This is a genomic window from Cobetia sp. BL01 (genome assembly GCF_056493605.1).
Window position 1 is genome coordinate 39,534 of sequence record NZ_JBVBEE010000001.1, and the last position, 26,913, is coordinate 66,446.

The 26,913-nt window shown below is 61.3% G+C and carries 21 protein-coding genes and 1 pseudogene; 15 read left to right on the forward strand and 7 right to left on the reverse strand.

All coding sequences use genetic code 11. From position 1 onward, the window contains the following. Positions 1–131 precede the first annotated feature (131 nt). Entirely contained in the window at positions 132–1,469 is a 1,338-nt protein-coding gene (locus ACZYGA_RS00120) for an aminotransferase class I/II-fold pyridoxal phosphate-dependent enzyme (protein ID WP_479398343.1), read from the forward strand. Between the two features lie 154 nt (positions 1,470–1,623). Here the strand turns inward: ACZYGA_RS00120 and ACZYGA_RS00125 are convergent, their stop codons facing one another. The 4 genes from ACZYGA_RS00125 to ACZYGA_RS00140 form a co-directional block, all read right to left on the reverse strand. Then, positions 1,624–2,274: a DsbA family oxidoreductase gene (locus tag ACZYGA_RS00125; protein ID WP_479398211.1), complete on the reverse strand. Its 651-nt coding sequence runs from the start codon at positions 2,272–2,274 to the stop codon at positions 1,624–1,626. 114 nt (positions 2,275–2,388) lie between these two features. Continuing rightward, complete coding sequence (locus ACZYGA_RS00130; RefSeq protein ID WP_479398212.1) at positions 2,389–3,696, reverse strand: O-antigen ligase family protein; 1,308 nt, start codon at positions 3,694–3,696, stop codon at positions 2,389–2,391. Positions 3,697–3,947: 251 nt separating this feature from the next. Further along, positions 3,948–5,114, reverse strand: coding sequence for a nucleotide sugar dehydrogenase (locus ACZYGA_RS00135; RefSeq protein ID WP_479398213.1), 1,167 nt, complete (start codon positions 5,112–5,114; stop codon positions 3,948–3,950). 445 nt (positions 5,115–5,559) lie between these two features. Further along, positions 5,560–7,290 (reverse strand): thiamine pyrophosphate-dependent enzyme, encoded by a 1,731-nt coding sequence (locus ACZYGA_RS00140; RefSeq protein WP_479398214.1) that lies wholly within the window; start codon positions 7,288–7,290, stop codon positions 5,560–5,562. Positions 7,291–7,625: 335 nt separating this feature from the next. On the opposite strand from ACZYGA_RS00140, the gene ACZYGA_RS00145 reads away from it, so the two are divergent. Beyond that, positions 7,626–8,696, forward strand: coding sequence for an NAD(P)H-dependent flavin oxidoreductase (locus ACZYGA_RS00145; RefSeq protein ID WP_479398216.1), 1,071 nt, complete (start codon positions 7,626–7,628; stop codon positions 8,694–8,696). Positions 8,697–9,021: 325 nt separating this feature from the next. Beyond that, a pseudogene (locus tag ACZYGA_RS00150) lies at positions 9,022–9,450 on the forward strand (helix-turn-helix domain-containing protein); the annotation flags it as partial. A gap of 105 nt (positions 9,451–9,555) precedes the next feature. Here the strand turns inward: ACZYGA_RS00150 and ACZYGA_RS00155 are convergent. Then, complete coding sequence (locus tag ACZYGA_RS00155; RefSeq protein ID WP_084208310.1) at positions 9,556–10,284, reverse strand: FadR/GntR family transcriptional regulator; 729 nt, start codon at positions 10,282–10,284, stop codon at positions 9,556–9,558. Positions 10,285–10,587: 303 nt separating this feature from the next. On the opposite strand from ACZYGA_RS00155, the gene ACZYGA_RS00160 reads away from it, so the two are divergent. The 12 genes from ACZYGA_RS00160 to ACZYGA_RS00215 all read left to right on the forward strand — a co-directional run bounded on the left by ACZYGA_RS00160 (position 10,588) and on the right by ACZYGA_RS00215 (position 24,129). Next, the gene (locus tag ACZYGA_RS00160; RefSeq protein WP_271303399.1) at positions 10,588–11,616 is read left to right on the forward strand and encodes a 4-hydroxythreonine-4-phosphate dehydrogenase PdxA; all 1,029 of its coding nucleotides are present in this window, start codon (positions 10,588–10,590) and stop codon (positions 11,614–11,616) included. Positions 11,617–11,675: 59 nt separating this feature from the next. Beyond that, positions 11,676–12,848: an L-rhamnonate dehydratase gene (locus ACZYGA_RS00165; protein WP_479398218.1), complete on the forward strand. Its 1,173-nt coding sequence runs from the start codon at positions 11,676–11,678 to the stop codon at positions 12,846–12,848. Positions 12,849–12,858: 10 nt separating this feature from the next. Continuing rightward, positions 12,859–13,866, forward strand: coding sequence for an AraD1 family protein (gene araD1 / locus ACZYGA_RS00170; RefSeq protein WP_479398219.1), 1,008 nt, complete (start codon positions 12,859–12,861; stop codon positions 13,864–13,866). A 164-nt stretch (positions 13,867–14,030) separates the two neighbouring features. Further along, entirely contained in the window at positions 14,031–15,029 is a 999-nt protein-coding gene (locus ACZYGA_RS00175) for a TRAP transporter substrate-binding protein (RefSeq protein ID WP_479398220.1), read from the forward strand. 38 nt (positions 15,030–15,067) lie between these two features. Next, on the forward strand, positions 15,068–16,081 hold the full coding sequence (locus ACZYGA_RS00180) for an amidohydrolase family protein (RefSeq protein WP_479398221.1): 1,014 nt from the start codon (positions 15,068–15,070) through the stop codon (positions 16,079–16,081). Between the two features lie 81 nt (positions 16,082–16,162). Further along, complete coding sequence (locus ACZYGA_RS00185; protein ID WP_479398223.1) at positions 16,163–17,236, forward strand: TRAP transporter substrate-binding protein; 1,074 nt, start codon at positions 16,163–16,165, stop codon at positions 17,234–17,236. A 158-nt stretch (positions 17,237–17,394) separates the two neighbouring features. Beyond that, positions 17,395–18,045, forward strand: coding sequence for a TRAP transporter small permease (locus ACZYGA_RS00190; RefSeq protein ID WP_479398224.1), 651 nt, complete (start codon positions 17,395–17,397; stop codon positions 18,043–18,045). Continuing rightward, positions 18,042–19,322, forward strand: coding sequence for a TRAP transporter large permease subunit (locus ACZYGA_RS00195; protein WP_479398226.1), 1,281 nt, complete (start codon positions 18,042–18,044; stop codon positions 19,320–19,322). Before ACZYGA_RS00190 ends, ACZYGA_RS00195 begins: the two co-directional genes overlap by 4 nt. Before the next feature lie 77 nt (positions 19,323–19,399). Continuing rightward, positions 19,400–20,446: a TRAP transporter substrate-binding protein gene (locus tag ACZYGA_RS00200; RefSeq protein WP_479398227.1), complete on the forward strand. Its 1,047-nt coding sequence runs from the start codon at positions 19,400–19,402 to the stop codon at positions 20,444–20,446. 104 nt (positions 20,447–20,550) lie between these two features. Beyond that, positions 20,551–21,486, forward strand: coding sequence for a YncE family protein (locus ACZYGA_RS00205; protein ID WP_479398228.1), 936 nt, complete (start codon positions 20,551–20,553; stop codon positions 21,484–21,486). A gap of 43 nt (positions 21,487–21,529) precedes the next feature. Beyond that, the gene (locus ACZYGA_RS00210; protein WP_479398229.1) at positions 21,530–22,546 is read left to right on the forward strand and encodes an amidohydrolase family protein; all 1,017 of its coding nucleotides are present in this window, start codon (positions 21,530–21,532) and stop codon (positions 22,544–22,546) included. Beyond that, entirely contained in the window at positions 22,543–24,129 is a 1,587-nt protein-coding gene (locus tag ACZYGA_RS00215) for an aldehyde dehydrogenase (NADP(+)) (protein ID WP_479398231.1), read from the forward strand. Before ACZYGA_RS00210 ends, ACZYGA_RS00215 begins: the two co-directional genes overlap by 4 nt. Positions 24,130–24,240: 111 nt before the next feature. Here the strand turns inward: ACZYGA_RS00215 and ACZYGA_RS00220 are convergent, their stop codons facing one another. Both ACZYGA_RS00220 and ACZYGA_RS00225 read right to left on the reverse strand, forming a co-directional pair. Continuing rightward, positions 24,241–25,524 (reverse strand): hypothetical protein, encoded by a 1,284-nt coding sequence (locus ACZYGA_RS00220; RefSeq protein ID WP_479398232.1) that lies wholly within the window; start codon positions 25,522–25,524, stop codon positions 24,241–24,243. Positions 25,525–25,542: 18 nt separating this feature from the next. Continuing rightward, positions 25,543–26,892: an undecaprenyl-phosphate glucose phosphotransferase gene (locus ACZYGA_RS00225; RefSeq protein ID WP_479398233.1), complete on the reverse strand. Its 1,350-nt coding sequence runs from the start codon at positions 26,890–26,892 to the stop codon at positions 25,543–25,545. Positions 26,893–26,913 lie beyond the last annotated feature (21 nt).

Below are 26,913 nucleotides of genomic sequence, written 5' to 3' on the forward strand. Positions count from 1 at the left end.
AGATTCGTTCCCACGCGCGCAAAGGCTTGCCCTCTTGCTGACACCCCATCATCATCAAGGGAAAGACCGCTTCAACTTCAAGGACTTCCTCTTTGGCAACACGTCACTCCTCCGGCCTCTCTCCCCGCGACATGAAACAACAGCTGCTGGACAAGGCGCGTGCCCGTCGTACCCAGACAACCGCTCGCGTGGCGGACGACGCAGGCGACGATATGTTTGCCAGCAAGCCAACACCGCTTCAGATCAGCGATGACTTCGTGCGTTTCGATCGCCAGCCCGGTTATCAGCAGCTGAGCATGATGCAGCAGGCCGGTGCCGCCTTCGGCGTGCCGGAGCCGTTCTTCCGCGTGCATGAAGGCTGCGCCGGCGCCACCACATGCATCGATGGGCGCGAGCTGGTCAACTTCGCCAGCTACAACTACCTCGACTATTCCCGTCATCCCGAGGTGATCAAGGCCGCGGCCGAGGCGGCGGCCCATTACGGCACCTCGGTGTCGGCCTCACGCGCCGTCTCCGGTGAGCGCCCGATCCATCGGCAGCTGGAAGCGGCGGTGGCGCGCACCTACGAGGTGGAGGATGCAGTGGTGTTCGTCAGCGGTCATGCCACCAACGTGTCCACGCTGGGCTATCTGCTCGGCCCGAAGGACCTGATCCTGCATGACGAGTGGATCCATAACAGCTCGCTGGTCGGCGCTCAGCTCTCCGGCGCTCGTCGCATGCCCTTCGCGCACAACGACCCCGATGCGCTGGAAGCTCTGCTCAGCAGTCAGCGCAGCAAGTTCGAGCGCGTACTGATCGTCACTGAAGGCCTCTACAGCATGGACGGCGATGTGCCAGACCTGCCGCGCCTGATCGCCCTCAAGCAACAGTACCGCTGCTGGCTGATGGTCGATGAGGCCCATTCCTTCGGCGTGCTCGGGGAGCACGGGCTCGGCCTGAGAGAGCACTTCGACATCGCTGCGCATGATGTCGATATCTGGATGGGCACGATGAGCAAGACGCTGTCCGGCTGCGGCGGCTACATCGCCGGCTGCAAGGAACTGGTCAGCATGCTGCGCTACTTCGCGCCGGGCTTCCTCTACTCGGTGGGCATGCCGGCACAGGTCGCCGCCCCGTCACTGAAGATCCTCGAACTGCTCCAGGGTGAGGATGCCAGACAGCGCATCGCGCGCCTGCATGCCGTCTCCGGCTACTTCCTCACGCGCGCCCGTGCGCTGGGGCTGGATGTCGGCGACAGCCTGGGCGTCGCGGTGGTGCCTGTCATCCTCGGCAGCTCCCTGGTGGCGGCACGCCTCTCCAACCAGCTGTTCGAGGCCGGCTTCAACGTCCAGCCCATCCTGCACCCCGCCGTCCCGGAGAAAAGCGCCCGTCTGCGTTTCTTCCTCTCCTGCGAGCATACCGAAACCCAGGTGGACGCCGTCCTCAAGACCCTCATCCAACAGCTGAGCGACATCAAGGCAGGGCTCTGAGGGTTATTAGCCCACACGTGACGGATCGGCCCGTTCTGCCAGTTCACACCCCAGAACGAAAAAACGCGGCCCTGCTCAAAAGCGGGGCCGCGTTTTTGTCACGGGATCGTCACTACCGACATCAGTGCTTGAGTGGCACCTCATTCGGTGAGCCTCAAGCCTGATCTCCCGCAAGCTCGCTCAACACCTGCTCGAACACCTCTTTAGGTTGGGCCCCGTTCAGAGCGCTGCGACGATTGAAGACGAAGGTCGGTGCGCTGGAGATGCCCATCTTCTGCCACTGGGCTTCGTGCGCCCTTACCTGCTGGAGGGCTTCCGGGTCGTCCAGTCTTGCCAGCCCTTCAGTGGCATCCAGCCCGACCGCGGCCAGAGCGTCCGCCATCACGGCGCGGTCCGACATGTCCTTCTGCAAGGTGAAGTAGTCGGCGTAGAACTGCATCATCAGGTCATGCTGCATGCCCTGTTCGGCGGCGTACTCGAGCAGAACGTGGAGCTCGAGGGTATTCACCATGCGCATGTCGTCGAAGAAATTGAAGACCAGGCCTTCCTCGGCTGCCAGAGCGGTCAGGTTGCGACGTACCTCGGCACTGGCCTTAGGCGTGGTGTCGTACTTGCGCTCGATATGGGCGCGCAGATTCTCGCCATGTGCCGGCATGTCCGGATTCAGCTCGAAGGGCTGCCATTCGATCTCGACGCTATCTTCCAGACCGAGTGACTGAATGGCGCTCTCGAGGCGCTTGTAGCCGATCACGCACCACGGGCACATCACGTCGGAGACGATGTCGATCTTGAGCTTGTCTTGCATGTCAGTTCTCCTGAGCGGTGAAGCAGCCTCCTTCACCCTACGTGAATAGTCGTGAGCAATTGCTCAAATTTTGCGCGTACTGTAGACCCGTCACCTTCGCAGGTCAAAATACTCTCAGGGTGCCTGCAGTGTCTCGAGGCGTCGCTCGTGGGCGCGCAGCGTGCCCCACACGATCGCCAGCCAGAAGGCGAAGACCATCACGCCGCTGGCCTGGGAGAACATCACCCAAGTCATCCCGAAATCGAGGAAGGTCAGCGGCAACAGTACGCCGGCGACAGCCAGTGAGCGCAATGTCAGGTCGTTGCTGTCCAGGCGACGGTAGAAGAGTCGCAGCGGCACCAGATAGAGTGCCAGCAACGCCAGCAAGCCCAGTATCCCGCGCTTAACCCAGGCATCGAGAAACTCGTTGTGGGGATGCTCATACCGTTGGACATGGCGACTGAGCTCTCCCCGCTCGATCATCGCATCACGCGCCTCGGCATACCCCGTCTCGCCCCTGCCCAGCCACGGCTGCTCGGCAATCATCATGAAGGCGCCCCGCCACATCTCGAGTCGCGCCCCCGCGGAGGTGCCGGCATTGCGGTCCTCCACGTACTTCGTGACATCCGAGACACCGGCTTCGACACGTTGCTGGATACCGGTGGCCGGGGTGATCACCATCAAGGCGATCCCCCCGGCACACATGAAGACGCCCATTCTGAGCACACGGCGTGAAATCACCTCCCCATAACTGCGATACAGCACCCAGGCCGCGAAGGGAAAGCCGATCCAACCGCCGCGTGTCCCCGACATCAACGAGCCGATAATGCCGAACGCCCCGCCAACCAGCAGCGCCAGTATCCAATAGCGCCGCCGGGCACCTGCCAGACTCATGGCCCAGCCAAGTCCCGCGAGACAAATCAGTCCCATCAACATGCAGATATCACCGAAATTGATGGTGTTGGTGAAGCCGCCGGCGCGGTGCACGCCCCACACCAGCTTCTGCCACATCGCCCAGCTGCCGGCCAGCACGCTGCCGAGGATCAACCCACCCCACATCGCCCCCAGCGACGGAGGACACGACAATACGAGCAACAGCACCGGTACAGCCAGCAACAGGCGGATAGGCACACCTGCCGTCTGCCACGCATCCCCCTGCAGCAGGATGTTCACTAGCAACAAGGCTGCGAGGCACGCCATCACGCCGATGACGGTCACATCCTCCTTGCCAGGCGCGCGCAGCAGCGTACGCGGCTCACGCAGCAATCCATAGCCACTGAGCAACACCAGCAGTGCCGGCCCGATGCTATAGCCAGAGGGCACGACCAAGCTGAGCAGACCGAACAGGAAAACGCCGCAGGACACGGGGCGCGACGTCACCGAGGAAACATCGGCGTCAACGGGGGATGAAGCTGAACGAGCGAGGGAATCGTATGACGGCATACCTGGCCTTCCTGACCCAGTGATGACTCTATGAAGGATGGCACGAGCCACTCAGGCGCATGCTGCAGAGGGCTATTGAGGACTCCATGGGAGGGATAGCCTGACACAACTCTCCTCCTCCTTGGCATCAGGCAAGCAGCATGAAAGTCTTCACCTATGCCCTCTCTACCCGGTGCCCTGTGAACCCATATGAAAACGCCGCATCACGAGGATGCGGCGTTGTATTTTCGATCAAGAATCAGCGCTCAGGGTCAATCGTTGCCAAACAGATCGCGCGTGTAGACCTTGTCGACCACATCGGCGAGCTCTTCCGCCATGCGATTGCTCAGAATGACGTCAGCTTCCTGCTTGAACGCCTCTAGGTCTCGCATGACGCGTGACCCGAAGAAGGTGTCCTCTTCCAGTACCGGCTCGTACACCACCACTTCCACACCCTTGGCCTTGATGCGCTTCATCACGCCCTGCATGGCACTGGCGCGGAAGTTGTCAGAGCCGGACTTCATCACCAGGCGATACACCCCCACCACCTGCGGGTTGCGCTTGAGCACGGATTCCGCAATGAAGTCCTTGCGCGTGGTGTTGGCATCGACGATGGCCTGGATCATGTTGTTAGGCACTTCCTGATAATTGGCCAACAACTGCTTGGTATCCTTTGGCAAGCAGTAACCCCCATACCCGAAGGACGGGTTGTGATAGTGCTGGCCGATGCGCGGGTCCAGCCCCACCCCTTCGATGATCTGCCTGGCATCCAGGCCATGTGATTCGGCGTAGGTATCCAGCTCATTGAAATAGGCGACGCGCATTGCCAGGTAGGTATTGGCGAACAGCTTGATGGCCTCTGCCTCGGTGCTGTCAGTGAACAGCACATCGACATCCTGCTTGATGGCACCTTCCTTGAGCAGCCCGGCGAATACCTCGGCACGCTCGGAGCGCTCACCGACAATGATGCGAGACGGATGCAGATTGTCGTACAGCGCCTTGCCTTCGCGCAGGAACTCGGGCGAGAAGATCAGGTTCTCGGTATTGAAGCGCTCACGCGCCTCTACCGTATAGCCCACCGGCACGGTGGACTTGATGACCATCACCGCGTCAGGATTGATGTCACGCACATCCTGAATCACCGCTTCCACACTCTTGGTAGTGAAGTAGTTGGTGGTGGCATCGTAGTCCGTTGGCGTCGCGATGATCACGAAATCGGCATCGCCGTAAGCCTCTTCCTTGTCGAGGGTAGCGCGGAAATTCAGATCTCCACGCGCCAGAAACTCATGAATCTCATTATCGACGATAGGTGAGATACCACGGTTCAGGCCCTCCACCTTCTCCGGCACGATATCCAACGCGACGACTTCATGATGCTGAGACAGCAGCATGGCGTTGGAGAGACCAACATAACCGGTGCCTGCGATGGCGATTTTCATACTGAAGATTCCTGTAATTCATAAACAACCATTGAGCAGCATATCCCCAACGATCAGTTCATATTCAGAACACGAAAAGAACATTCGGGATGCTTCTTGTTGCGCAACGAAATAGCGCCATAGCATAACGCCGAATTACGATATACTGCATCCTCGGTGCGGCTCTCAAAAGACGCAAAATTCTCATACCGTGAAATCCCATGACCAGCTATCGCGACATGGACGACTACTGGCGCGGTTTCGCCTCACAGGTATGGAAAGGATCCTGACCGCGAGCTGACCTCTGCTCCCGCAGACAACGGCCGGTCGTGCTGAAGTTTCCCTCTGTCACCTGCCGTACCAATGACAAGGCCCCGATCCTCTGGATCGGGGCCGTCTTGTCTGCGCCTTCACTCATTCCTTCTTGAGTGAAGGCATGGGTGGGTCACAATCTCGCACATCGTACTCACCGCCCGGTGAAGTTGTTGCGCACCAGATCGACGACATCATCCATGCGCCCATTGAGCACCGCCTTGGCGGAATAGAGCGCGGTGGAGGCGACCTGTCCGGCTTCGATGTGCGGCGGCATCACCAGCTCCATGCGGTTGACCTTGACCTCGAGTACCCCAGGGCCGTCCTGGGCCAGCAGGCTCTGCACTGCCTCATCCAGCTCGTGCTTCTCCTCGACACGCAGTCCCCACAGCCCCATGGACTGGGCGACCAGCGAGAAGTCGGGGTTCTCGAGTTCGGTGTAGGTATCCAGGATGCCCTCGACCTTCTGCTCCAGCTCAACGAAGCCCAGCGTGCTGTTGTTGAAGATGACGATCTTGAGCGGGATCTTCTCCTGCTTGAGGGTCAGCAGGTCCCCCATCAGCATCGACAGACCACCATCACCGCACATGGCGATCACCTGACGCTCAGGGTAGGCCTTCTGGATGCCGATGCCCTGAGGGTAGGCATTGGCCATGGTGCCATGCATCAGACTTGGCAGCGTGCGGCGCTTGCCGTTGGCGCGGATATGACGCAGGCACCACACCATGGGGCTGCCGCCATCGGCGGTAAAGACGGCGTCCTCACTGGCATGGCGGTCCAGCGCCAGGGTCAGCTCCTGCGGGTGAATCAGATGCTCATCGTCGGAGGTGACGGCGGCCTCGTCGCGTGCCTCGAGATATTTCTTGCGGCAGCTGTCCAGCCAGCCACTGTCATCACGCGGGTCCACGCGGGTCAGCAGCGCGTCGCAGGTATCCTTGACGCTACCGACGACACCAAGATCCACCGGATGACGGATACCGATCTTGCCGGGGTCGAGATCCACCTGGATCACGGTGGCCTTGTCCGGATAGAACTGGGACCAGGCAAAGCTGCAGCCCAGCAGCAGCAAGATGTCACATTCCGCGACGGCCTCGTAGCCGCCCTGCAGGCCGAACACGCCGGTCATGCCGACTTCCTGCTCGTTGTTGGGCTCGATGAAGTCCTTGGCACGCGACGTCCAGGCCACCGGCGCCTTGAGGCGACGTGCCAATGCCAGCACTTCTTCCTGCGCATCCTGACAGCCGACCCCGGCGTAGATCGACACTTTGCCCGGCTGATTGAGCGCCTCGGCGACGGCGGCCAGCTCCTGCTCACTCGGGCGGATTACCGGCGAGAAGCGGTGGGCACGCCAGGGCAGCGAGGCCTTCGGCTTCTGCGAGAATAGATCCCCCGGGACGATCAGCACCGCGACCCCACCTTCCGCCAGCGCCTTCTGCGCCGCGATGGCCACCATGCGGCGAGCATTCTCGGGATTGGTCAGGTATTCACAGAACACGCTGTACTGGGAGTAAAGCGCCTTCTGATCCACATCCTGCGGGAAGCCCACGCCCATCTCGGCGGTATCGATCTGCGAGGCGATGAACACCACCGGTCCGCCATTGCGATGCGATTCGATCAGACCATTGAGAAAGTGAGTGCTCCCCGGCCCACAGGTGCCGGCACAGCAGGTCAGCTCCCCGCTGATGAAGGACTCGCCCCCTGCCGCGAAGCCGGCCACCTCCTCATGCCGCACATGCACCCACTCCATTTCGGAGCGCCGGATGGCGTCGGTGAAATGGTTGATGGTATCGCCGACGATGCCGTAACAGCGCTTGGCACCTGCCTCGAGCAGAGATTCGGTGATGATCTCGGAGACACTGTGGGCCGAAGAATGGGACTTGGACATGGGGGCGCTTTCCTTTTCCGTTGAGTTGCGGTGAAGGATGAGCAATGCATTCACTCATTCGAATAAACAGTAAACAAGACGTTGGGATGACCCGAGGGATTGCAATGGTGAGGGCGCAAGGCATAAGTGGCACACGGCGTTGCGTGCGGCGTAGCATAAGCCTGAGGCACCCGAAGCCACGAGGACCTGATCACGCCACGCAGCGTGCACAGGCGGAGTGCACAGGCAGAGTGTGCATGCAGAGCAGAGCGCGATGCTGGATGGAGCAATACTGGAGAGATCGCAAAGCCGGAAAGTGCGCAATACCGGAGAGAACGATGCTGGGGAGAACGAAAATGCTGAAGAGGATGGGGATGCAGTGGCCGATCATTCAGGCCCCGATGGCAGGCGTCTCGACGCCGCGTCTGGCAGCCGAGGTCTCGCAGACAGGCGGGCTGGGCTCGATCGGCGTCGGGGCCACGGATGCCGCCGGCGCCCGCAGGATGATCACAGAACTGCAAGCGCTGACCGACAGGCCCTTCAACGTCAATGTCTTCGTGCACCCGGCCCCGGCACATGACGCTGCTAGCGAGAGCGCCTGGCGGGAGTGGCTGACGCCGTACTTCCAGGCCTTCGAGGCAACGCCCCCCACCAGACTCGACACGCTCTATACCAGCGTCGCCGATGACCCCGACATGCAGGCGATGTTGCTGGAGACTCGCCCACCCGTCGTCAGCTTTCACTTCGGCCTGCCCTCACGCGATTTCATCCGCGCCTTGAAGGAGGCAGGCATCTGGCTCATGGCGACGGCGACCCACCTGGAGGAAGCCCGCGCCATCGAGCGGGCCGGCCTGGACGCCATCGTGGCGCAGGGATTCGAAGCGGGAGGTCATCGCGGCATGTTTGATCCAAAAGCCGCAGATACCCAGCTGAGCACTGCCGCCCTGACCAGGCAGCTAGTAGACGCCACGCACCTGCCGATCATTGCCGCAGGGGGCATCATGAACGGTGAGGCCATTGCCGCCGCTCTCGCGAATGGCGCCGTGGCAGCCCAACTCGGAACCGCCTTCATCGCCTGCCCGGAATCCAGCGCCGATGCCGCCTATCGAGACGCACTCACAGGACCGGCAGCGCATGACACCCGCATGACCTCGATCGTCTCGGGCCGCCCCGCACGCATTCTCGCCAATCGATTCGTCAGCCTGATGGAAGACCCATCATGCCCCGCACCACCGGACTACCCTCTCACCTACGCCGCCGGCAAGGCGCTCAACGCCGCCGCCCGCTCGCAGGGCGACACCGGTTTCGGGGCACAGTGGGCGGGCCAGGGCGCCCCGCTGGCCAGAGCGATGCCAGCGGGAGAGCTGATGGCAATATTGGGAAAGGAATATCGAATGGCGTGTAGGGCAATGTCATTGCGGAGATAACGGGTCAGAGCAAGGCGCTGCACCTTCAGTGCAGTGCCACTCCTGACAGGCTGCCTCACTCAGTACTCCACACTCCCCCTCACCTCCTCATTCCTATCCCGTTCCTCCCCTACCTCTGCTCGCCCGCCTTCGCCCCTCGAACCAACCTGCGCAGTGCACCCAATTGATTCTTTATTTCAAGACGTTAGCGCTAGATGTAGGGTGCCGGATGATCACGGAGACAGACTCCTCACAGGCATCAGCCGGCAGCACCGCACTCAGCAATGCAGAACAGGAAGACCGTCGTATCGGCAGACAGCTGCGCGACCTGCGCAAGTCCCGTCAGATGACACTCAGCCAACTGGCGAAGCGCGTCGGAAAATCCGTCGGCTATCTGAGCCAGGTGGAGCGCGGCGTCTCCTCCCTCCCCATCGGGGTACTACAGGCCCTGAGTGATGCCTTCGGTGTGCGCGTCAGCTGGTTCTTCCAGCCGGGCGGGAGTGACTCGGCGGCCGAGCAGGAAACTATCGTGCGCGCGGATCAACGCCGTGCCATGAACCTCAGCGCCATCGGTGCACGGGAAGAACTGCTCTCCCCCCGCCTGAGCGGTCAGCTCATCCTGATCATGACCCGCCTGCAGCCCGGCGGCAGCGGTGGTGAGACGCCTCGTGAGCGGCGCGGTGCGGAAGCGGGCTATGTGGAAAGTGGCCAATTGGAGCTGACCATCGGCGAGCAGGTATTCCTGCTCAACCCGGGCGACAGCTTCTCGCTGACCGGGGAGGAACCCCACTGGATTCGCAACCCCGGCGAGACCGAGACCCGTATCGTCTGGGTGATGACGGGCGTGGAGTACTGGCCCCCTCTTCTCCATGAGGCACCTTCAACGAGGCATCTTGTCCCGCGTAGTGTAATAGACGCTGTCGATATGCGAGAGCATGGCGCGTTCGGCGGCGTCAGGGTCGCCGGCGCGCAGCGCTTCGACGATACGTACGTGCTCTTCATAGCTGCGCTTGATCGAGCCATGCTCGGCCATGACCTGGCGACGAATGTTGAGCGCATAGGTATAGAGCTCGTGGGCGTAGCGGATCAGGATCTCGTTGCGCGAATACTCCGCGATCACCTGATGGAAGTTCTGATCCGAGAGCTGGAAGTTCACCGGCGAGTCGAAGTGCTGGGACTGGGCGTCCAGCAAGGCATCCAGCTTCTTGAGGCCCGCGGCATCGATGTGCCGTGCTGCGCGGCGGGCGATGGCCGACTCCACCACGATACGGCTCTCGAAGACGCTCTCGATGTCCAGATTGTTGAGCTCGTCGCCCTGCTGACGCGCGGGATGATTGCGGAAGCTGTCGATCACCGCCTCGCTGGCACACACCCGTGACTTGCTGCCATGCGAGACATTCAGCAGGCCATAGCCCGTCAACAGCGCCAGCCCCCCGCGCACGGTCTCACGACTCACTTCAAACAACTGCGCCAGCTCACGCTCGCTGGGCAGCTCATCCCCATCGCGCAGCAGGCCGGTCAGGATCATCTCGATGAGCTTGTCGGCGAGAATTTCCTTCTTGGTCTGATTCTTCAGCGCTTTCTCGAAGGCGAAAGGCGTCTGGTTCATACGGCCCCCACTGGTATAGATTTCATACCAGAATAACTGACAACCGAATCAGACGCACCAGAAAACCGACCATGGTCGCAATTTTCGAGAAATCCTTGACCAATCATCGTGCGCTCGGCTAGTTTTCATCTCAACTGGTCCGGTAAACCAACCAGCAGTCCAATCAAGTCGTGATGTTTCACAGTCCTGAACTGTCTTGAGAAGGCCCCCACGCCAGAGGCCGAACTGCTGAGCACGCCTGACATCGACACGATCGACAACGGTCGACGACAACAACGACGACAACACCAAGAGGTTGACCCCATGTCCGCAACACGCCCTGTCATTGCCCTGACCCTCGGTGACCCCGCCGGTATCGGCCCGGAGCTGATCGCTCGCCTGATCGCGGAACCCGAGCAGTTCGCCGAGACCCACAGCGTGCTGGTCGGGGATCAGTGGCTTTGGGAACAGGGCCAACGCCAGGCCGGGCTCTTCACCGAGCTGCCACGCGTCACAAGCTTCGCGGAAGCCCGTGAACATGAAGGCCTGTCATTGATGCTGGTAGAGAGCGTGGCACAGCAGAAGGTGACGCTGGCCGAGGAAAGTGCCGCCTGTGGCGCCTCGACCCTCGCGGTGCTGTCTCGTTGCCTGGAAGCGGCCCAGAACGAGGAAGTCGACGCCATCTGCTTCGCGCCCCTCAACAAGCTGTCGATGAAGAAAGGCGGCCTGGGCCATGAGGACGAGCTGCACTTCTTCGCCGAGACGCTGGGCGTCAAGGGCTACTTCTGCGAGTTCAACACCCTGGGGACGCTGTGGACCTCGCGCATCTCCTCGCATATCCCGCTCAAGGATGCCGCCGAGTACGTCACTCAGGAGCGCATCATCGCCGCCAGCCAGCTGATTCATGACTCGCTGACACTGGCCGGCGTCGAGCAGCCGCGCATCGCCGTGGCCGCCTTCAATCCCCATGGTGGCGAGGGCGGCACCTGCGGGCGTGAGGAGATCGATGTCATCGCGCCTGCCGTCGCCGAGTGCCGCGCCCAGGGCTATCCCGTGGAAGGCCCCTTCCCGGCTGACACCATCTTCCTCAAGGCACGCGATGGCGAGTACGACGCCATCGTGACCATGTACCACGACCAGGGGCAGATCGCGATCAAGCTGCTGGGCTTCAAGTCCGGCGTCACCGTCCAGGGCGGCCTGCCGATCCCCATCACCACGCCAGCCCACGGCACCGCCTTCGATATCGCAGGCCAGGGCAAGGCGGACGTGAACCCGACCCGCAATGCCTTCGCGATCGCCAAGCGCATGGGCACCAACCTGCGCGCGCTGCGCCTCGAGACCGCGTCGGCCTGACGACTTGTCACTCTTGCTCACCTATCTGCGCCAACGTCATCCACAACAAGGATAATCCGATGAAAATCACCAAGGTCAGAACTCGCGTCTTCGAATGGAAAGGCCACACCGTCCCCCCCACTGCCCACTTCTGCTCCAACGCCATGGACGAGCTGTGGGACAAGGGCGACTCGATGGGCACCTTCTGCTTCCACGGCTGGACGGTGGTGGAAATCGAGACCGACAACGGGCTGGTAGGGCTTGGCAACGTGGCACTCGCCCCGCGCATCGCCAAGGCGATCATCGATCAGTACCTCGCGCCGCTGATCATCGGTCAGGACCCCTTCGACTACGAATACCTGTGGCAGCGCATGTACCGCTCCACCCACGCCTGGGGTCGCAAGGGCATCGGCATGGCCGCCATTTCCGGCGTGGATATCGCCATCTGGGACATCATGGGCAAGGCAGTCGGCAAGCCGGTCTTCAAGCTGCTGGGCGGGCGCACCAAGGACAAGATCCCCTGCTACGCCTCCAAGCTCTACCGCACGGACCTCAAGGGCATGCAGGAAGAGGCCCAGTCCTATCTGGATCAAGGCTTCACCGCCATGAAGATGCGCTTCGGCTACGGTCCGCGTGACGGCGTCGAGGGCGTACGTGCCAACCTCGATAGCGTCGCCGCCGTGCGCGAAGTCATCGGCGAGGATATCGACCTGATGCTCGAATGCTACATGGGCTGGAACCTGGACTATGCCAAGCGCATGTTGCCGAAGCTCGAGCGCTTCCAGCCGCGTTGGCTGGAAGAGCCGGTGATCGCCGATGACATTGATGGTTACGCCGAACTCAATCAGCTGACCAGCATTCCCATCTCCGGTGGCGAGCACGAATTCACCCATTACGGCTTCCGCCAGCTGCTGGAAAAGCGTGCCGTTTCCGTCATCCAGTACGACACCAACCGGGTCGGTGGCATCACCGCGGCGCGCAAGATCAACGCCCTGGCCGAATCCTTCAGCGTGCCGGTCATCCCGCATGCCGGCCAGATGCACAACTACCACCTCACCATGGCCTCACTGGCCTCCCCGATGAGTGAGTACTTCCCGGTGCATGACGTCGAGATCGGCAACGAGCTCTTCTACTACATCTTCAAGGGCGACCCGGAGCCGGTGAACGGCTTCATCGACCTCGACGAAGAGACCCCGGGGCTGGGCCTTGAGCTGAACAGCGACTACTTCGATCAGTTCAACATCATCGAGTGAGGAAGCCATCATGAAACTCGTCCAACTTCGCACCGCCAACGGCCCGCGGGTCGCCGTGGTCGAAAGCCGCGACCAGCTGCGCCTGCTCGACTTCCCGGGCGGCACCTATGAGCTGGCCTCTCGCGCCATCGAGCTGGGCATCAGGCTCAGCGTACTGATCGAACAGCACTACTCCCACACCCTGGTCGACTACAAGCAGGCCATTGATCGCCAGGAACTGCTGCCGCCGGTCACCCACCCGGATCGCGCGCGCTGCACCGTCACCGGTACCGGCCTGACCCATCTGGGCAGCGCCGATACCCGCGACGCCATGCATGCCGCCGCTCAGGCGCAGGATGACGCAAGCCTTACCGACTCGATGCGCATGTTTCGCCTGGGGCTCGAGGGTGGCAAGCCCGCCGAGGGTCAGGTCGGCGCGCAGCCGGAATGGTTCTACAAGGGTGACGGCAGCATCGTGGTGGCACCGGAAACCGCGATCAGCGTGCCGGCCTTTGCCGAAGACGCCGGCGAAGAGCCCGAGCTGGTCGGCCTGTACTTGAACGATGCCAACGGTCAGCCGCATCGCATCGGCTACGCGGTAGGCAACGAGTTCTCCGACCACATCACCGAGCGCGCCAACTATCTATGGCTGGCCCACTCCAAGCTGCGCGCCTGCAGCTACGGCCCTGAACTACTGATCGGCGAGCTGCCCCAGCACCTGGAAGGCACCAGCCGCATCACCCGCGACGGCCAGACCCTGTGGGAGAAGCCCTTCCTGACCGGTGAGGCCAACATGGCCCACAGCCTGGCCAATCTGGAGCACCACCACTTCAAGTACGCCCAGTTCTGCGCGCCGGGGGATCTGCACGTGCACTTCTTCGGCACCGCCACCCTGAGCTTCGCCGATCAGATCAAGGTGCAGGAAGGGGATCGCTTCGAGATCGAACTGCCCGCCTTCGGGCGTGCACTGCGCAATCCCGTCGCGTTCGAGACCCACGCCAACGACGCTGAGCAGCCATCCGCCATGGCGGTGCTGTGAGCACGCTTGATCAGTACGAGCCATAGAGGAGGGATCAGGGCCTGGAGAGTGTCGCCACCACCCGGCCCTGACCCCGTCAGCACCAGTAACACCAACAGCACCAGCGTCAATAACGCCTGTACGCACCAGAAGCATCACGACAATAACGAGAAAAGGGCTTCGCCATGACACTCTCGACCCGCCACGCCACCGCCTCATTTATCACCGCCGCTCTTGCCAGTCTGCTACTGGCAGGCCCCGCACACGCCGCCACCTCGCTGACCTTCGCGCATGCGCATCCGGTCACCGACTCGCAGCATCTGGCCGCCGAACGCTTCGCCGAACGTCTGGCAGAACGCAGTGACGGTGAACTGACCGTCAAGATCTTCCCCAACGGCCAGTTGGGCAATGACCAGGCCATGATCTCGGGTGTGCGCAGCGGCACCATCGATATCGAGCTCTCAGGCAACCCCTACTTCAGCGGGCTGGTCGGCGAGCTGAACGTGCTCGACCTGCCCTTCCTGTTCGACACCCGTGAGCAGGCCTATCAGGTGCTGGATGGCGATATAGGCCAGGAGCTACTGACCGCCATGCAGCCGCAACAGATCGAAGGACTGGCCTTCTGGGAAATCGGCTTTCGCAACCTAACCAACTCGCGACGTGCGGTCGAGAACGCCGATGACGTCAGCGGGCTGACCCTGCGCACCACCCCAAATCCGGCGCATATCGCCGCCTTCCATGCACTCGGTGCCAATCCGACTCCGATGCCCTTCGCGGAGCTCTATACCGCGCTGGAAACCCGTACCGTGGATGGCCAGGAGAATCCGGTCAGCCTGATCCGCTCCGCCAACCTGTATTCCGTGCAGGAGCACCTGTCGCTCACCGCACACGCCTACACCGCCGCCCCCTTGATCATGAACAAGCAGACGTTCGACAGCCTCGCGCCCGAACTGCAGACACTGATCAAGGAAGAAGCTCAGGAAGCGGCCCGCTATCAGCGCCAGCTCAATCATGACAATGAGCAGGGCGATCTGGCCTTCCTCGAGGAGCAAGGCATGCAGGTCGTGCGTGAACCCGATACCGCCAGCATGCGTGCCAAGGTCGCCGAACCGGTGCGCGCCGAGTTCACCGAGAAGCACGGCAGCGAGCTGCTGGATCGCATCGACACCGCCCTCGCGCGCTGATCACGCTCGCCTGACTCGCCCATTCAAGGAGGCACGCCATGCTCTCTGACTCACTCCAATTTCCGGTAATACCTGCGTCTCTGGCGGAACTGGGCGAGCAGCGCGCACGTTATCTGGCCACCCGCCAGGAGGAAGACCTGCCGATCATCGATGCCCACATGCATGTCTGGGACCCGACGCGGAACTACCACCCCTGGCTGTGTGATGAGCCGATGATCCCCTTCCGCTACGGCGACTACTCCGCGATCCGTCGCCCCTACCTCCCCGCCGAGCATCTCCAGGCGGCGGGCGAGACGCATCGGTTGCTGGGGGGTGTCTACATGGAGGCGGAATGGGCGCGGGGCGATGCGCTCAAGGAAGTGCGCTGGATCGAGGAGACTGCCCGCGAGAGCGGCTGGCCCGATGCCATGATCGCCCAGGCCTGGCTGGATCAGGATGACATCGGCGAGCAGCTCGAGAGCCTTTGCACATCAGGGATGGTCAAGGGTGTCCGCCACAAGCCGGCCGCACTGGAGCGTCACGATCCGGCGCTTGCCACCCACGCCTTGCCCGGCTCGCTGCGCTGCCCGCGTTATCAGTCCGGCGTCAGTGAAGTCGCCCGCCACGGGCTGATCTTCGAGCTGCAGGTGCCCTGGTGGCACCTGGCGGAACTGCTGCCGCTGCTGGAGCGCCATCCGGAGATGCCGGTGGTGATCAATCACGCCGGCGTGCCCGGGGATCGTGATCCCGACACTCTGCGGGAATGGTCACACGCCCTCGCCAGGGTCGCTGTCTGGCCGCAGGTGATGATCAAGTTCTCGGGGCTCGGGATTGCGGGTCAGGCCTGGCGTCTGCAAGACAACCGCGAGGTCTTCGACAGCGTGCTGCATCACTTCGGGGCCCAGCGCGTGATGTTCGCCAGCAACTTCCCGGTCGATGGGCTGGTGACCTCTCTCGACACGCTGTTTCGAGGCTTCAAGACACTCAGTCGTCCGCTCAGTCCCGAGCAGCGACTAGCGCTGTTCTGCGACAACGCCGTGCGCTGCTACTCGCTGGACACCAGCATCCAGTGACCGATCGACACCGCAGCGATCAACTCAGCAACGATCGCCATCACCACGATTGCCATAACAACAACTCGCAAGGAATTCGCCATGTCCATCCGCCACGCTCTGCTCAACAAAACACTGCTCAACAAAACACTGCTCAACAAAGCCCAGTCCAACAAAGCCCAGCACACGAACGCCCTGCTCAAGACGGTCTCCACCCTGGGGCTGATGTTGACTTTCGCGACCACCGCCCACGCCGAGATCACCGCGCGCATGGGCACCAGCCTGCCGGAGGCGCATCCCCAGACACTGGGCGCCAAGAAGTTTGCGGAGCTCGTCGAGGAGAAGTCGGACGGCGAGATCACCATCACGGTGTTCTCCAACGGCATCTTGGGCAATGACGTCAACATGACCTCGATGCTGCAGTCCAACACCCTGGACTTCACCGCGCCCTCCACCGCCACGCTGAGCAGCCTCAACCCTGACTTCAACATCGTCAGCCTGCCCTTCCAGTTCGATGACAGTGAACACGCCGATGCGGTGCTGGATGGCGAGGCCGGCCGCGCCCTGCTCGCAAGCCTCGATGACAAGAAGCTGGTGGCACTCGAGTACTGGGAGAACGGCTTCCGTCACATGACCAACAGCCGCCGTCCCATCGAGACGCTCGAGGACATCGAGGGACTCAAGATTCGCACCATGCAGAACGCCCTCTACATCGACCTCTTCAATGGACTGAATGCCAACGCCGTACCCATGTCGGTCAATGAACTGTTCACCGCCATGGAGACCCGCACGGTGGATGGTCAGGAAAATCCCTACACCGTCATCGACGCCAAGCGCTTCTTCGAGGTCCAGACGTACCTGTCGCGTACCGCGCATGCCTATGACGCTCAGGTGCTGGTCGCCTCGGCGGGCTTCATGCAGTCACTCGATGACGCCCAACGCCAGCTGGTCCGCGAGGCCGCTCGTGAAGCCACGCTGTATCAGCGTGCGCAGAGCCGCGCCATGAACGAGGAACTGCTGAGCGAGCTGCAGGACAAGATGACCGTCAACGTGGTGGCGGACAGTGAACGTCAGCGCATGCGTGAGGCACTGGCACCGGTGATCCAGCAGCACACCCAGGCGCTGGACCCGGCGGTGGTGACGCAATTCCAGGCAGCGCTGGCCGACGCCCGTTAGTCAACATAACCAGTCCCGGCGACCAGTCTGAGCAACCAGTCCCGGTGACCAGTTCCGGTGACCAGTCTCAGAAAACGACCCGCGGCAGTGCTGCCACGCCCCGCCACAGCGTCGCACTGCCGCGCCGTCATCGAGATGCTTCCTTCGGGGATAACACCATGAACAAACTGACCCAAGAGATGCCGTTATCCATGTCGATCAAACCGCCCATCGCGCCATCCTCCGAGTCACGGGGAAGCCACGCCACCCCGCTGGCGTCAGCGGCGCCTACCCGCACTGCCGCCGGCATCACGACGATCTTCAAGGGACTGGAGAAGGCCCTCACCCTGCTGATGGTGCTGGCACTGGTGGCGATGATCGCGCTGGTCTTCGTCAATGTCGTGCTGCGCTACGGCTTCAACAGCGGCATCTCGATCAGCGTCGAGCTGTCCCGCTTCCTGTTCGTCTGGGTCACCTTCATGGGCGCCGTGACGGCATTGATCCGCCAGGAGCACCTGAGCGTCAACACCTTCGCCGACAAGCTGCCGGCGGCATGTCGCAGGGTGCTGGATCGCGTCGTCACCCTGGTGATGCTCGGCTGCTGCCTGATGCTGCTCAAGGGCAGCTTCGATCAGACGGTGCTCAACTGGAGCAATCTCTCTCCCATCAGCGGCATTCCCGTCGGCGTCTTCTATCTCGCCGGCCTGATGGCAGGCGTATTGATGTCGCTGATCCTGCTGTGGCGATTGCTGACGCCCCTTGCCCTACATGGCATCACGCCACCGAATGCCGCCAGCCCCTCATCTGATCAGCAAGGAGACACGCCATGACCATCGGGCTCTTCCTCGGCTCCCTGCTGGCCGCCATCGGCCTGAGCCTCCCCATCGCCTTTGCCCTGCTGGTCAGTGCCATCGTGCTGATGCTGCATCTGGATCTGTTCAACTCGCAGATCCTGGCCCAGAACCTCGTCAACGGCGCCGACAGCTACACCCTGCTGGCCATTCCCTTCTTCCTCACCGCCGGGGAAGTGATGTCGCGTGGCGGGCTCTCCCAGCGCATCGTCACGCTGGCGATGTCGTTGGTGGGTCACCGCAAGGGCGGACTGGGTTTCGTGGCCATCTTCGCCGCCATCGTCATGGCCAGTCTGTCCGGCTCCGCGGTCGCGGATACCGCCGCGCTTGCTAGCATGCTGCTGCCGATGATGCGCAAGGCGGGCTATCCGCTGGGTCGCTCCTCCGGCCTGATGGCTGCCGGCGGGATCATCGCGCCGATCATCCCGCCCTCGATTCCTCTGATCATCATCGGGGTCGCCGGTGGCATCTCGATCAGCAAGCTGTTCCTCGCCGGGATCGTGCCGGGGCTGATCATGGGCGTGACTCTGGTGGTGATGTGGCTGTTCATGACCCGCAAGGAAGATCTGGTCGTCACCAAGAAGGCCAGCGGGCGTGAGCGCCTCAAGGCACTCAAGGACAGCTTCTGGGCCATCATGCTGCCGGTCATCATCATCGGCGGCATCAAGAGCGGCATCTTCACCCCGACCGAAGCCGGCGTGGTCGCCGCGGTCTACGCCATCTTCGTCGCCACCGTGGTCTACCGGGAACTGGACTTGAGCCAGCTCTACGCCGTCCTCGCCCAGGCCGCGCGCAGCACCGCCATCGTGATGTTCCTGGTGGCCGCCGCGATGGTCGCCTCCTGGCTGATCAGCATCGCCCAGCTGCCGCTGATGGTCGCCGGTCTGCTGCAGCCGCTGGCCGATGATCCGCGCATCCTGATGCTCGCCATCATGGGCATCGTGCTGGTGGTCGGCATGGTGATGGACCTGACGCCGACCATTCTGGTGCTCACGCCGATCCTGATGCCCATCGTCAAGCTGGCCGGTATCGATCCGGTCTACTTCGGGATCATGTTCGTCCTCAACTGCGCCATCGGCCTGATCACACCGCCGGTCGGCAACGTGCTCAACGTGATCACCAGCGTCGGCAACCTCAAGTTCGAGAAAGCGGTCAGTGGCGTCGCGCCCTTCGCCCTCGCCTATGTGGTGATTCTGCTGCTGTTCGTGGCCTTCCCGCAGATCATCACCGTGCCCCTGTACTGGATGACCGACTGACCCGCAATTCTGCAGGTCGCCAGCGCCACTCACGAAAACCGAGCCACTCACGACAACAACGACAAGAGAGCCTTTCCATGACGCCAATGCTTAAGACCTCCCTCGCCAGCCTGCTTCTCCTTGCGCCAATGAGCGCCGCGCATGCAGCCACGGTGCTCAAGCTGGCGCACGCGGCCCCGACCACCGATACCCAGCAACAGGCGGCCGAGCGCTTCGCCGAGCTGGTCAAGGAAGGCACGGATGGCGAGATCACCGTCAACATCTTCGGCAACGGCGTGCTCGGCGGTGACCAGCAGATGATCGCCGGCGTGCGCAGCGGCACCATCGATATCGAGCTGTCCGGCAACCCCAACTTCGCGGGCCTGCAGCCGGCGCTGGGCGCCTTCGATCTGCCCTACATCTTCCCCGACCGCAAGACGGCCTATCGGGTGCTGGACGGCAAGGTCGGCGACAATGCCCTGGCACTGCTCAGGGGAGACAACCTCAAGGGCCTGGCCTTCTGGGAGGTCGGCTTCCGCGCGATGACCAACTCGAAACATCCGATCAAGACACCCGCGGATGTCGATGGCCTGGTGATGCGCACCAACTCCAACAAGTCACTGATCGAGGCCTTCTCCCTGCTCGGCGCGAACCCGGTGCCGATGCCGCTGGGTGAGCTCTACACCGCGATGGAGACCGGCACGGTCGATGCGCAGGACCACCCGATCAGCATCGTCTGGTCGGCGGGCTTCTACGAAGTGCAGGACTACCTGTCACTGACCAACCAGGCCTATACCTCGCTGTTGATGGTGATGAACGACGACACCTTCGAGAGCCTGTCACCGGCATATCAGCAGGTGCTGGTGAGCGCAGCACGCGAGGCCGGTGATTATCAGCGCGAACTGAACGCGAAGAACGAGCAGAAGATTCTCACTGAACTGGCCGCCAAAGGCATGGAGATCGAGACCGACGTCGATACCGCCGCCTTCCAGAAAGTCGTGCTGCCCACCTGGGATAGCTATATCGCCGCCAATGGCCGTGACTGGATCGATGCCATCCAGGGCGCCAGTCAGGCCAGTGCCGATGTCGCGACCGACGCCCAGCCGCAAGGCACGCAGAAGACCACGGCCGCCGTGACTCAGTAACGCCTGAACGGTTGCTCGTTTTATCTATCTGTCACCCCAGCGAGGGCATAAGCCCTCGACATACAGGCCCTAACAAACAGGCCCTCGCTGATTGGAGAAATGTCATGTCCCGAGATGTTCTGCTGCTCAACCAGAAATGCGCACACACCCTGAGCCTTTACGACGCCACCAGCGGCGAGGAGCTCAACCATCTGCGCCTGCCGGATTACCCGCATGAGTTCGTGGTGGATTCCACTGGCCGCTATGCCTTCGTGGGCCACTACGGCATCCTCGGCGCCGACTGCATCGGCGACCAGGGCGGCTGCTCGGTGTTCGTGGTCGATCTCGAGACCTTCACGCTGGTCAACACGCTCAGCACCTGGCCGTACTACCGCATCCATGGGCTGGGCATCGATGAGCAGGATCGTCTGTATGCGATGAGCGAGGGCCACAACACCCTCTTGCTGTTCAACACGCCCCTGACCCAGACCACGCCGGACCTGGCCGTGTCCTCCGGGGGCTACAAGACCCACCTGTTCGCGCTCACCCAGGTAGGCGACTGGGCCTACGGCATCAACCTGCTCAGCAACACCATCACCAAGTTCAAGCCGCACGATGCCACCTTCGCGCCCATCGCGATGATTCCGGGCCGCAAGCCGGAAGGCAACAGCCTGTCCGCCGATGGCCGCACCCTGTTCATCAGCAATCGCGATGACGACAGCATCGTGGCGGTGGATACCGAATCAATGACCGTGCGCGCCTCGGCGACCACCGGTCGTGACCCCAATCGCGTCTACCGTGACCCCAGGGGCCGCCTGATCACCACCAACTACGGCGAAAGCTCGCTGTCATTGTTCGATGAAACGCTGGCACCGCTGGGAACCATCCAGCTTGAGGCGATTCCCATCGCGATGAGCTTCCATCCGGATGGCGAGCAGGCCTTCGTCTCGCTCAAGGGGGATCGCATCGCGGTGCTGGATCTGGAGAGCGGTCAGGTACGCCGAAGCTTCGCGACACGCGCCGAGCCGGACGTGTCTTGCTTGCTGGTGCGTGACCACTGAGTCAGTGGGCACTTGATACTTCTTGCCAGGACACGAGCCAGTCATGACGGATACCCCAATACAGCGCGAACCTTCACAAAGCCAGCCGCTGATCGATGCGCACCACCATCTCTGGGCGCTGGATGGCCAGGTGGCGTATCCCTGGCTGGAAGACTCGCCGCTGGAGAACTTCTTTCTCGGCGACTATGCCGCGATTCGCCAGCCCTTTCAGGTCGCGGATCTCAAGCGTCTGGTGCCTGCGGGCTATCGCCTGGTCGGCAGCGTGCACTGCGAAGCCGAAGCGTCACGCCCACAGGCTGAGAAAGAGACGCGCTGGATTACCGAGCAGAACGTAACCGAGGGCCTGCCAAGTGCGCATGTCGGTTGGGCGGCTTTCGGCACTGAGGCGTGCGCCGCACAGCTTGACGCGCAATGTGACTCAGCGCTGTTTCGTGGCGTGCGTGCCAAGCCGGTCACCGCCGCCACACCCCAGACCCGCCAGTCGGTAACGGGCACTCGCGGCAGTCTGCAGGACCCACGCTGGTGCGAGGGGCTGACGCTGCTCAAAGCTCGTGACCTGAGCTGGGACCTGCGCGTGCCCGCCTGGCATCTCGAAGAGGCGGCCACGACGCTTCAGGACTACCCCGGCTTGCGCGTCATTCTCAATCACAGCGGCCTGCCGTGGGATCGCACGCCGGAAGGCCTCGCCCAGTGGCGCGCAGGCATGCGGGCGCTTTCTGAGAACCCGAATGTCGCCGTCAAGCTCTCGGAGCTGGGCACGCCCTGGCATGCCTGGGATGCCAGCGCCAATCACGAGCTGCTCTGCGAGGTACTGGACATCTTCGGCCCCCGTCGTTGCCTGTTCGCCAGCAACTTCCCGGTCTCCGGCCTCAAGGTCAGCTATGGCGACTGGCTATCACTGGTGACCGGTGCCATTGCGCAGACGGCGTCTCACGACCTACGCCAGATCGCGTTCGACCAGGTTCTGCACGACAACGCCATTCACTGGTATCGGCTGCCGATTGCCGCTATCACCCCCGATGCCAGACTCACCCAACATGCCAGACAGGAGGCACCATGACACTCAACGGCCATCAGCTCATCGGACAGCGAAGCTTTGCCGCCAAGGGCGAGGCGATCCACGCCATCAATCCGGCCACCGGAGAGCGCCTGGCACCCGGCTACCCGGGGGCCAATGCAGGGGATGTGGAAGAGGCCTGCCGACTGGCCGGCCAGGCCTTTGATGCCTATCGCGCCACGACGCCCGAAGAAAGAGCCCTCTTCCTCGAGACCATCGCCGAGGAGATCGAGGCACTCGGCGAGACCCTGACCCAGCGCGGAATGCAGGAAACCGGCCTGCCAGAGGCACGCCTGAACGGTGAACGCGGTCGCACCTGCGGACAGCTCAAGCTGTTCGCCAAGGTGCTGCGTCGCGGTGAGTGGCAGGATGTGCGCGTCGACCCTGCGCTGCCGGAGCGCACTCCCCTGCCGCGTGCCGATCTGCGCCAGCGTCAGATCCCGCTTGGCCCGGTCGCCGTCTTCGGTGCCAGCAACTTCCCGCTGGCCTTCTCGGTGGCCGGCGGCGATACCGCCTCCGCACTGGCTGCAGGCTGTCCGGTCGTGGTCAAGGGACACTCGGCCCACCCGGGTACCTCGGAACTGGTCGGTCAGGCCGTCGCTCGCGCCGCCAAGCGTTGTCAGATGCCGGAAGGCATCTTCTCGTTGCTGTTCGGCCCGGGAAATGAGGTCGGTCAGGCACTGGTCAAGCATCCCGAGATCCAGGCGGTCGGCTTTACCGGCTCGCGCAGTGGGGGCACCGCCCTGCTGACGCTCGCCCAATCGCGTCCGCAGCCGATTCCAGTCTACGCCGAAATGAGCAGCATCAATCCGGTCATCCTGATGCCGGCTGCCCTGGAAGCCCGCGCCGAATTGCTGGGTGAGGCCTTCGTCGGCTCGCTCAACATGGGCGCCGGGCAGTTCTGCACCAACCCGGGCCTGGTGCTGGCAGTGAAAGGCGCAGCGCTGGAACGCTTCAAGCAGGCGGCCATCCCTGCCATCCAGGCAAGCCCGGTGCAGACCATGCTGACACCCGGCATCCACAAGGCCTATGCCCAAGGCGTCGCGAGCCTGTCCGAACAGCCAGGCATCACCTGTCTGGCCAGCGGTGAAAGCGACTCTCCCATCGCCAGCCCGTGTCAGACACAGCTGTTCAGCACCCAGGCGAGTGACTTTCTTGCCAATGAGGCCATGCAGGCGGAAGTGTTCGGCTCAAGTTCGCTGATCATCGAATGCGAGGATCTCGCTCAGCTCAAGCAGGTCTGCAGTGCACTCGAAGGCCAACTGACCGCCACGCTGCATCTCGATGAGGCAGATCACACCGCGGCCTGCCACTTACTACCAGTGCTGGAGCGTCGTGCAGGCCGCATCCTCGTCAATGGCTGGCCGACAGGGGTCGAAGTCTGTGACGCCATGGTGCACGGCGGCCCCTGGCCCGCCACCTCCGACAGCCGCACCACCTCGGTGGGCACCGCCGCCATTCACCGCTTTCTGCGTCCAGTCTGCTATCAGGATCTGCCGGATGCCCTGCTCCCGCCGGAGCTCAAGCACGATGCGTCCTCAGACATCAGCCGCTTGGTGGATGGGGAGCGCCAGGTCATGCGATGACAAACAAAAAAGCCCGCCAATTTGGCGGGCTTTTGTCATTCATATCCATGATACCGTCACGCGATACCTGCAGCATTCCCACGATGCGAGAAGCGGTATCTTCGCGATCCTCTAACAATAACGATAGACACCGTCTTGCTTGAGGATCATCCCATCGCTTTCCAGTGCAGAGAGGTATTGCCGTGCCTTCTCGACATCACCGTCAAGCAGATAGCGATAAATGACCTTGCTCAAGTACGTGATTGAACGCGCAGTTCGAGAATAACGGATATTCGGAGGATCAATACTACAATCGAAACGCGTCACGGGGGTACGCCAATCGCCATAGTTCTCAGTCAAGTAACGATCTGCATCTGCGGCACCTTTGACTACCTGACTGCCCAAGGTGTAGTCAGTCAACGAAAACTCCGAGTTGTCCCACCGATGGATAGCGGAGCCATGCCAGACGACGCTCCCCTCTTGCACATGAACAAAAAGGTCAGCGACAAGGCCGGTATGGTGCACGAGTTTGACAAGTATCGGCTGAGTCAATCTGGAATATCGCACAGCACTCTCGGATACGACTTCCCGGAAAGTACAATAACTTTCTGACTTTATGAACCAGGTATTATTGGATCCAGCAACAGCATCTCGAAGTTGCTTGATATCGAAGTCCTTGGCATCGACACCGATATCAATATCGTAGTCATGTCCCAGAAAATCCTGTTCTCTCACGGCTCCAAGAAGCGTGCCACTGATGACATACCAGGGCCACTCAAGGCTACCCATCAAACTATCGCAATCCTTGATCGTGCGATAGGCATCATTCTTGTCAAACGACTGCGCTGACTTCTGGAACTTATGCGCCACGACAGGCACTGCTGTCGGATTGTCCATGTCAGCGCTAATGATCGACAATGCATGATTGACGCTGGCGCAGAAGGATTTGTCATATTGCCAGAGTGAGTCTTGCGGAGAGATGACCAGACTGCTGGTAGACGTATCACGATCATTATCACACTCTGAGAAATCGGCTTCTTCCAGCTTCCCACCATGCAGATCAGCTTGCCAGATATGGCGCTCAAAGTCAGTGATGCGCCGGTTGTCAGCCAACCAGGCAATGAGGCAGTCGGCCGCCTTGGTAGACATTTCTTCAGAAATATCGAAGAAGAAATCAGATCTGGTCGACACAGGCAGCCACCCGGTATGCGCAAACCAGATGCCTCGCCGCACGACGATTTTCAGTCCATTGCTTCGCGATGCAAGCTTGATACTGTCTGCCGCTACGGCCAGAGGCGCACCCAACATCCACACACCAATGCCGGATAACAAGGCCAAAGGATAACGAAGTAATGGGTGGCGTGGTTTATTCAAAAACCGTAGAAGCCGATAGGATTTTTCGACTTCGATATTCATTTCACTTTCACCAATGTGTCAGTACGCATGTTTATGGATCAAACCCTTGAAGAGAGTCAGCATGATGATACGTAAGTCCAGCCATAATGACCAATGCTCTACATACCACAGATCGCATTCAATTCGCTTGGCCAGGTCCGTATCGCCTCGCCAACCATTGATCTGTGCCCAGCCCGTGATACCGGCCTTGACCATATGCTTTTGCATATAACCAGGAATTTCGTGACGAAGTTTTTCGACGAAGATCGTGCGTTCCGGACGCGGCCCCACGATTGACATGTCACCTTTGAGCACGTTGAGGAACTGCGGCAACTCATCTAGGCTGGTCTTGCGAAGGAACCTGCCCACAAGGGTAGTTCGTTTCGTCTGGGCATTTCCCCATTGCACCCCACCCTTTTCACTGTCGACTGGCATCGAGCGGAATTTCAGCATATTGAAAGGCTTTCCGTTCAGCCCGACCCTTTCTTGGGTATAGAACACCGGACCCGCAGAGGTACATTTCACCAATAGCGCGATAAGCGCCAATAAAGGTGACAGCAGAATCACGATGATCAATGACAACAGGCGATCCTCGATCCACTTGAGAAGCTTTGCGCCCAGCGACATGCGACTGCAACTCAGATCAAGCATGAACAGACCGGCAACATCTGATACATCATGGTTGATAAGGCGGAAATCACGCATATCGGGCATATAACGCACATTGCAGGTCGTCAGGCTCAACTCTGACTGGATATCACGAACCAGGTTACCTTGCGTCAATGGGAGACAGATCCAGACTTCCTGCTCCTGATGGACGATCTGTTGGTCAGGCTGGTAGCGCTCTGGCTCGATCGCGCTCCACCCCCAATGCTCAACCCCCCCAGTCAAGATGACTCGTTCTACATCAAATCCTGCTGTCGGGATCTTGGCTAGCTGACGCACAGCACCAACACAGGTTAAGGCATCGCCAATCAAGAGGACACTTTTGCGATTCTTGCCCTTGGCTCGCAAATGATTGAGGACAGGATAAGCACTCGCACGTATCAGGATGGAGTAGGTCGTAGCACTTACCATCCAGTAACCAACCCACAGCCGGGAGAACTTGTCACCTGTCTTGGTCATGAACATGACCAGCGCCAACAGCCCTCCCAACATCATGTATCCGGCCATGATCTGGAATACCAGGCGGAAGCGGACTTGCCCTCTCCAGGAACGATAGATATTGAAATGCGGCAATACCAGAAGAGCTAATATCCCCCCCAGCAACATGCCCCATCCATATCTCTCGGAAACATCCAGCCCCCCAAAATGGAACCAGTGCGCACTGAACCCTGCCAGAAAGATAATACAGAAATCAACCAGGCGTACCAATTCAGTGGTATACATAGTATAGCCACTCAAGACACG

Bases quoted from the DNA above. Each gene is read 5' to 3' on its own strand.
- ACZYGA_RS00140 (WP_479398214.1), bottom strand. From the start codon at position 7,290: ATGTCCAAGTCCCATTCTTCGGCCCACAGTGTCTCCGAGATCATCACC.
- ACZYGA_RS00125 (WP_479398211.1), bottom strand. From the start codon at position 2,274: ATGCAAGACAAGCTCAAGATCGACATCGTCTCCGACGTGATGTGCCCG.
- ACZYGA_RS00215 (WP_479398231.1), top strand. From the start codon at position 22,543: ATGACACTCAACGGCCATCAGCTCATCGGACAGCGAAGCTTTGCCGCC.
- ACZYGA_RS00175 (WP_479398220.1), top strand. From the start codon at position 14,031: ATGACACTCTCGACCCGCCACGCCACCGCCTCATTTATCACCGCCGCT.
- ACZYGA_RS00185 (WP_479398223.1), top strand. From the start codon at position 16,163: ATGTCCATCCGCCACGCTCTGCTCAACAAAACACTGCTCAACAAAACA.
- ACZYGA_RS00210 (WP_479398229.1), top strand. From the start codon at position 21,530: ATGACGGATACCCCAATACAGCGCGAACCTTCACAAAGCCAGCCGCTG.
- ACZYGA_RS00190 (WP_479398224.1), top strand. From the start codon at position 17,395: ATGAACAAACTGACCCAAGAGATGCCGTTATCCATGTCGATCAAACCG.
- ACZYGA_RS00165 (WP_479398218.1), top strand. From the start codon at position 11,676: ATGAAAATCACCAAGGTCAGAACTCGCGTCTTCGAATGGAAAGGCCAC.
- ACZYGA_RS00195 (WP_479398226.1), top strand. From the start codon at position 18,042: ATGACCATCGGGCTCTTCCTCGGCTCCCTGCTGGCCGCCATCGGCCTG.
- ACZYGA_RS00180 (WP_479398221.1), top strand. From the start codon at position 15,068: ATGCTCTCTGACTCACTCCAATTTCCGGTAATACCTGCGTCTCTGGCG.
- ACZYGA_RS00160 (WP_271303399.1), top strand. From the start codon at position 10,588: ATGTCCGCAACACGCCCTGTCATTGCCCTGACCCTCGGTGACCCCGCC.
- ACZYGA_RS00130 (WP_479398212.1), bottom strand. From the start codon at position 3,696: ATGCCGTCATACGATTCCCTCGCTCGTTCAGCTTCATCCCCCGTTGAC.
- ACZYGA_RS00120 (WP_479398343.1), top strand. From the start codon at position 132: ATGAAACAACAGCTGCTGGACAAGGCGCGTGCCCGTCGTACCCAGACA.
- ACZYGA_RS00155 (WP_084208310.1), bottom strand. From the start codon at position 10,284: ATGAACCAGACGCCTTTCGCCTTCGAGAAAGCGCTGAAGAATCAGACC.
- ACZYGA_RS00145 (WP_479398216.1), top strand. From the start codon at position 7,626: ATGCTGAAGAGGATGGGGATGCAGTGGCCGATCATTCAGGCCCCGATG.
- ACZYGA_RS00200 (WP_479398227.1), top strand. From the start codon at position 19,400: ATGACGCCAATGCTTAAGACCTCCCTCGCCAGCCTGCTTCTCCTTGCG.
- ACZYGA_RS00135 (WP_479398213.1), bottom strand. From the start codon at position 5,114: ATGAAAATCGCCATCGCAGGCACCGGTTATGTTGGTCTCTCCAACGCC.
- ACZYGA_RS00220 (WP_479398232.1), bottom strand. From the start codon at position 25,524: ATGAATATCGAAGTCGAAAAATCCTATCGGCTTCTACGGTTTTTGAAT.
- ACZYGA_RS00225 (WP_479398233.1), bottom strand. From the start codon at position 26,892: ATGTATACCACTGAATTGGTACGCCTGGTTGATTTCTGTATTATCTTT.
- araD1 (WP_479398219.1), top strand. From the start codon at position 12,859: ATGAAACTCGTCCAACTTCGCACCGCCAACGGCCCGCGGGTCGCCGTG.
- ACZYGA_RS00205 (WP_479398228.1), top strand. From the start codon at position 20,551: ATGTCCCGAGATGTTCTGCTGCTCAACCAGAAATGCGCACACACCCTG.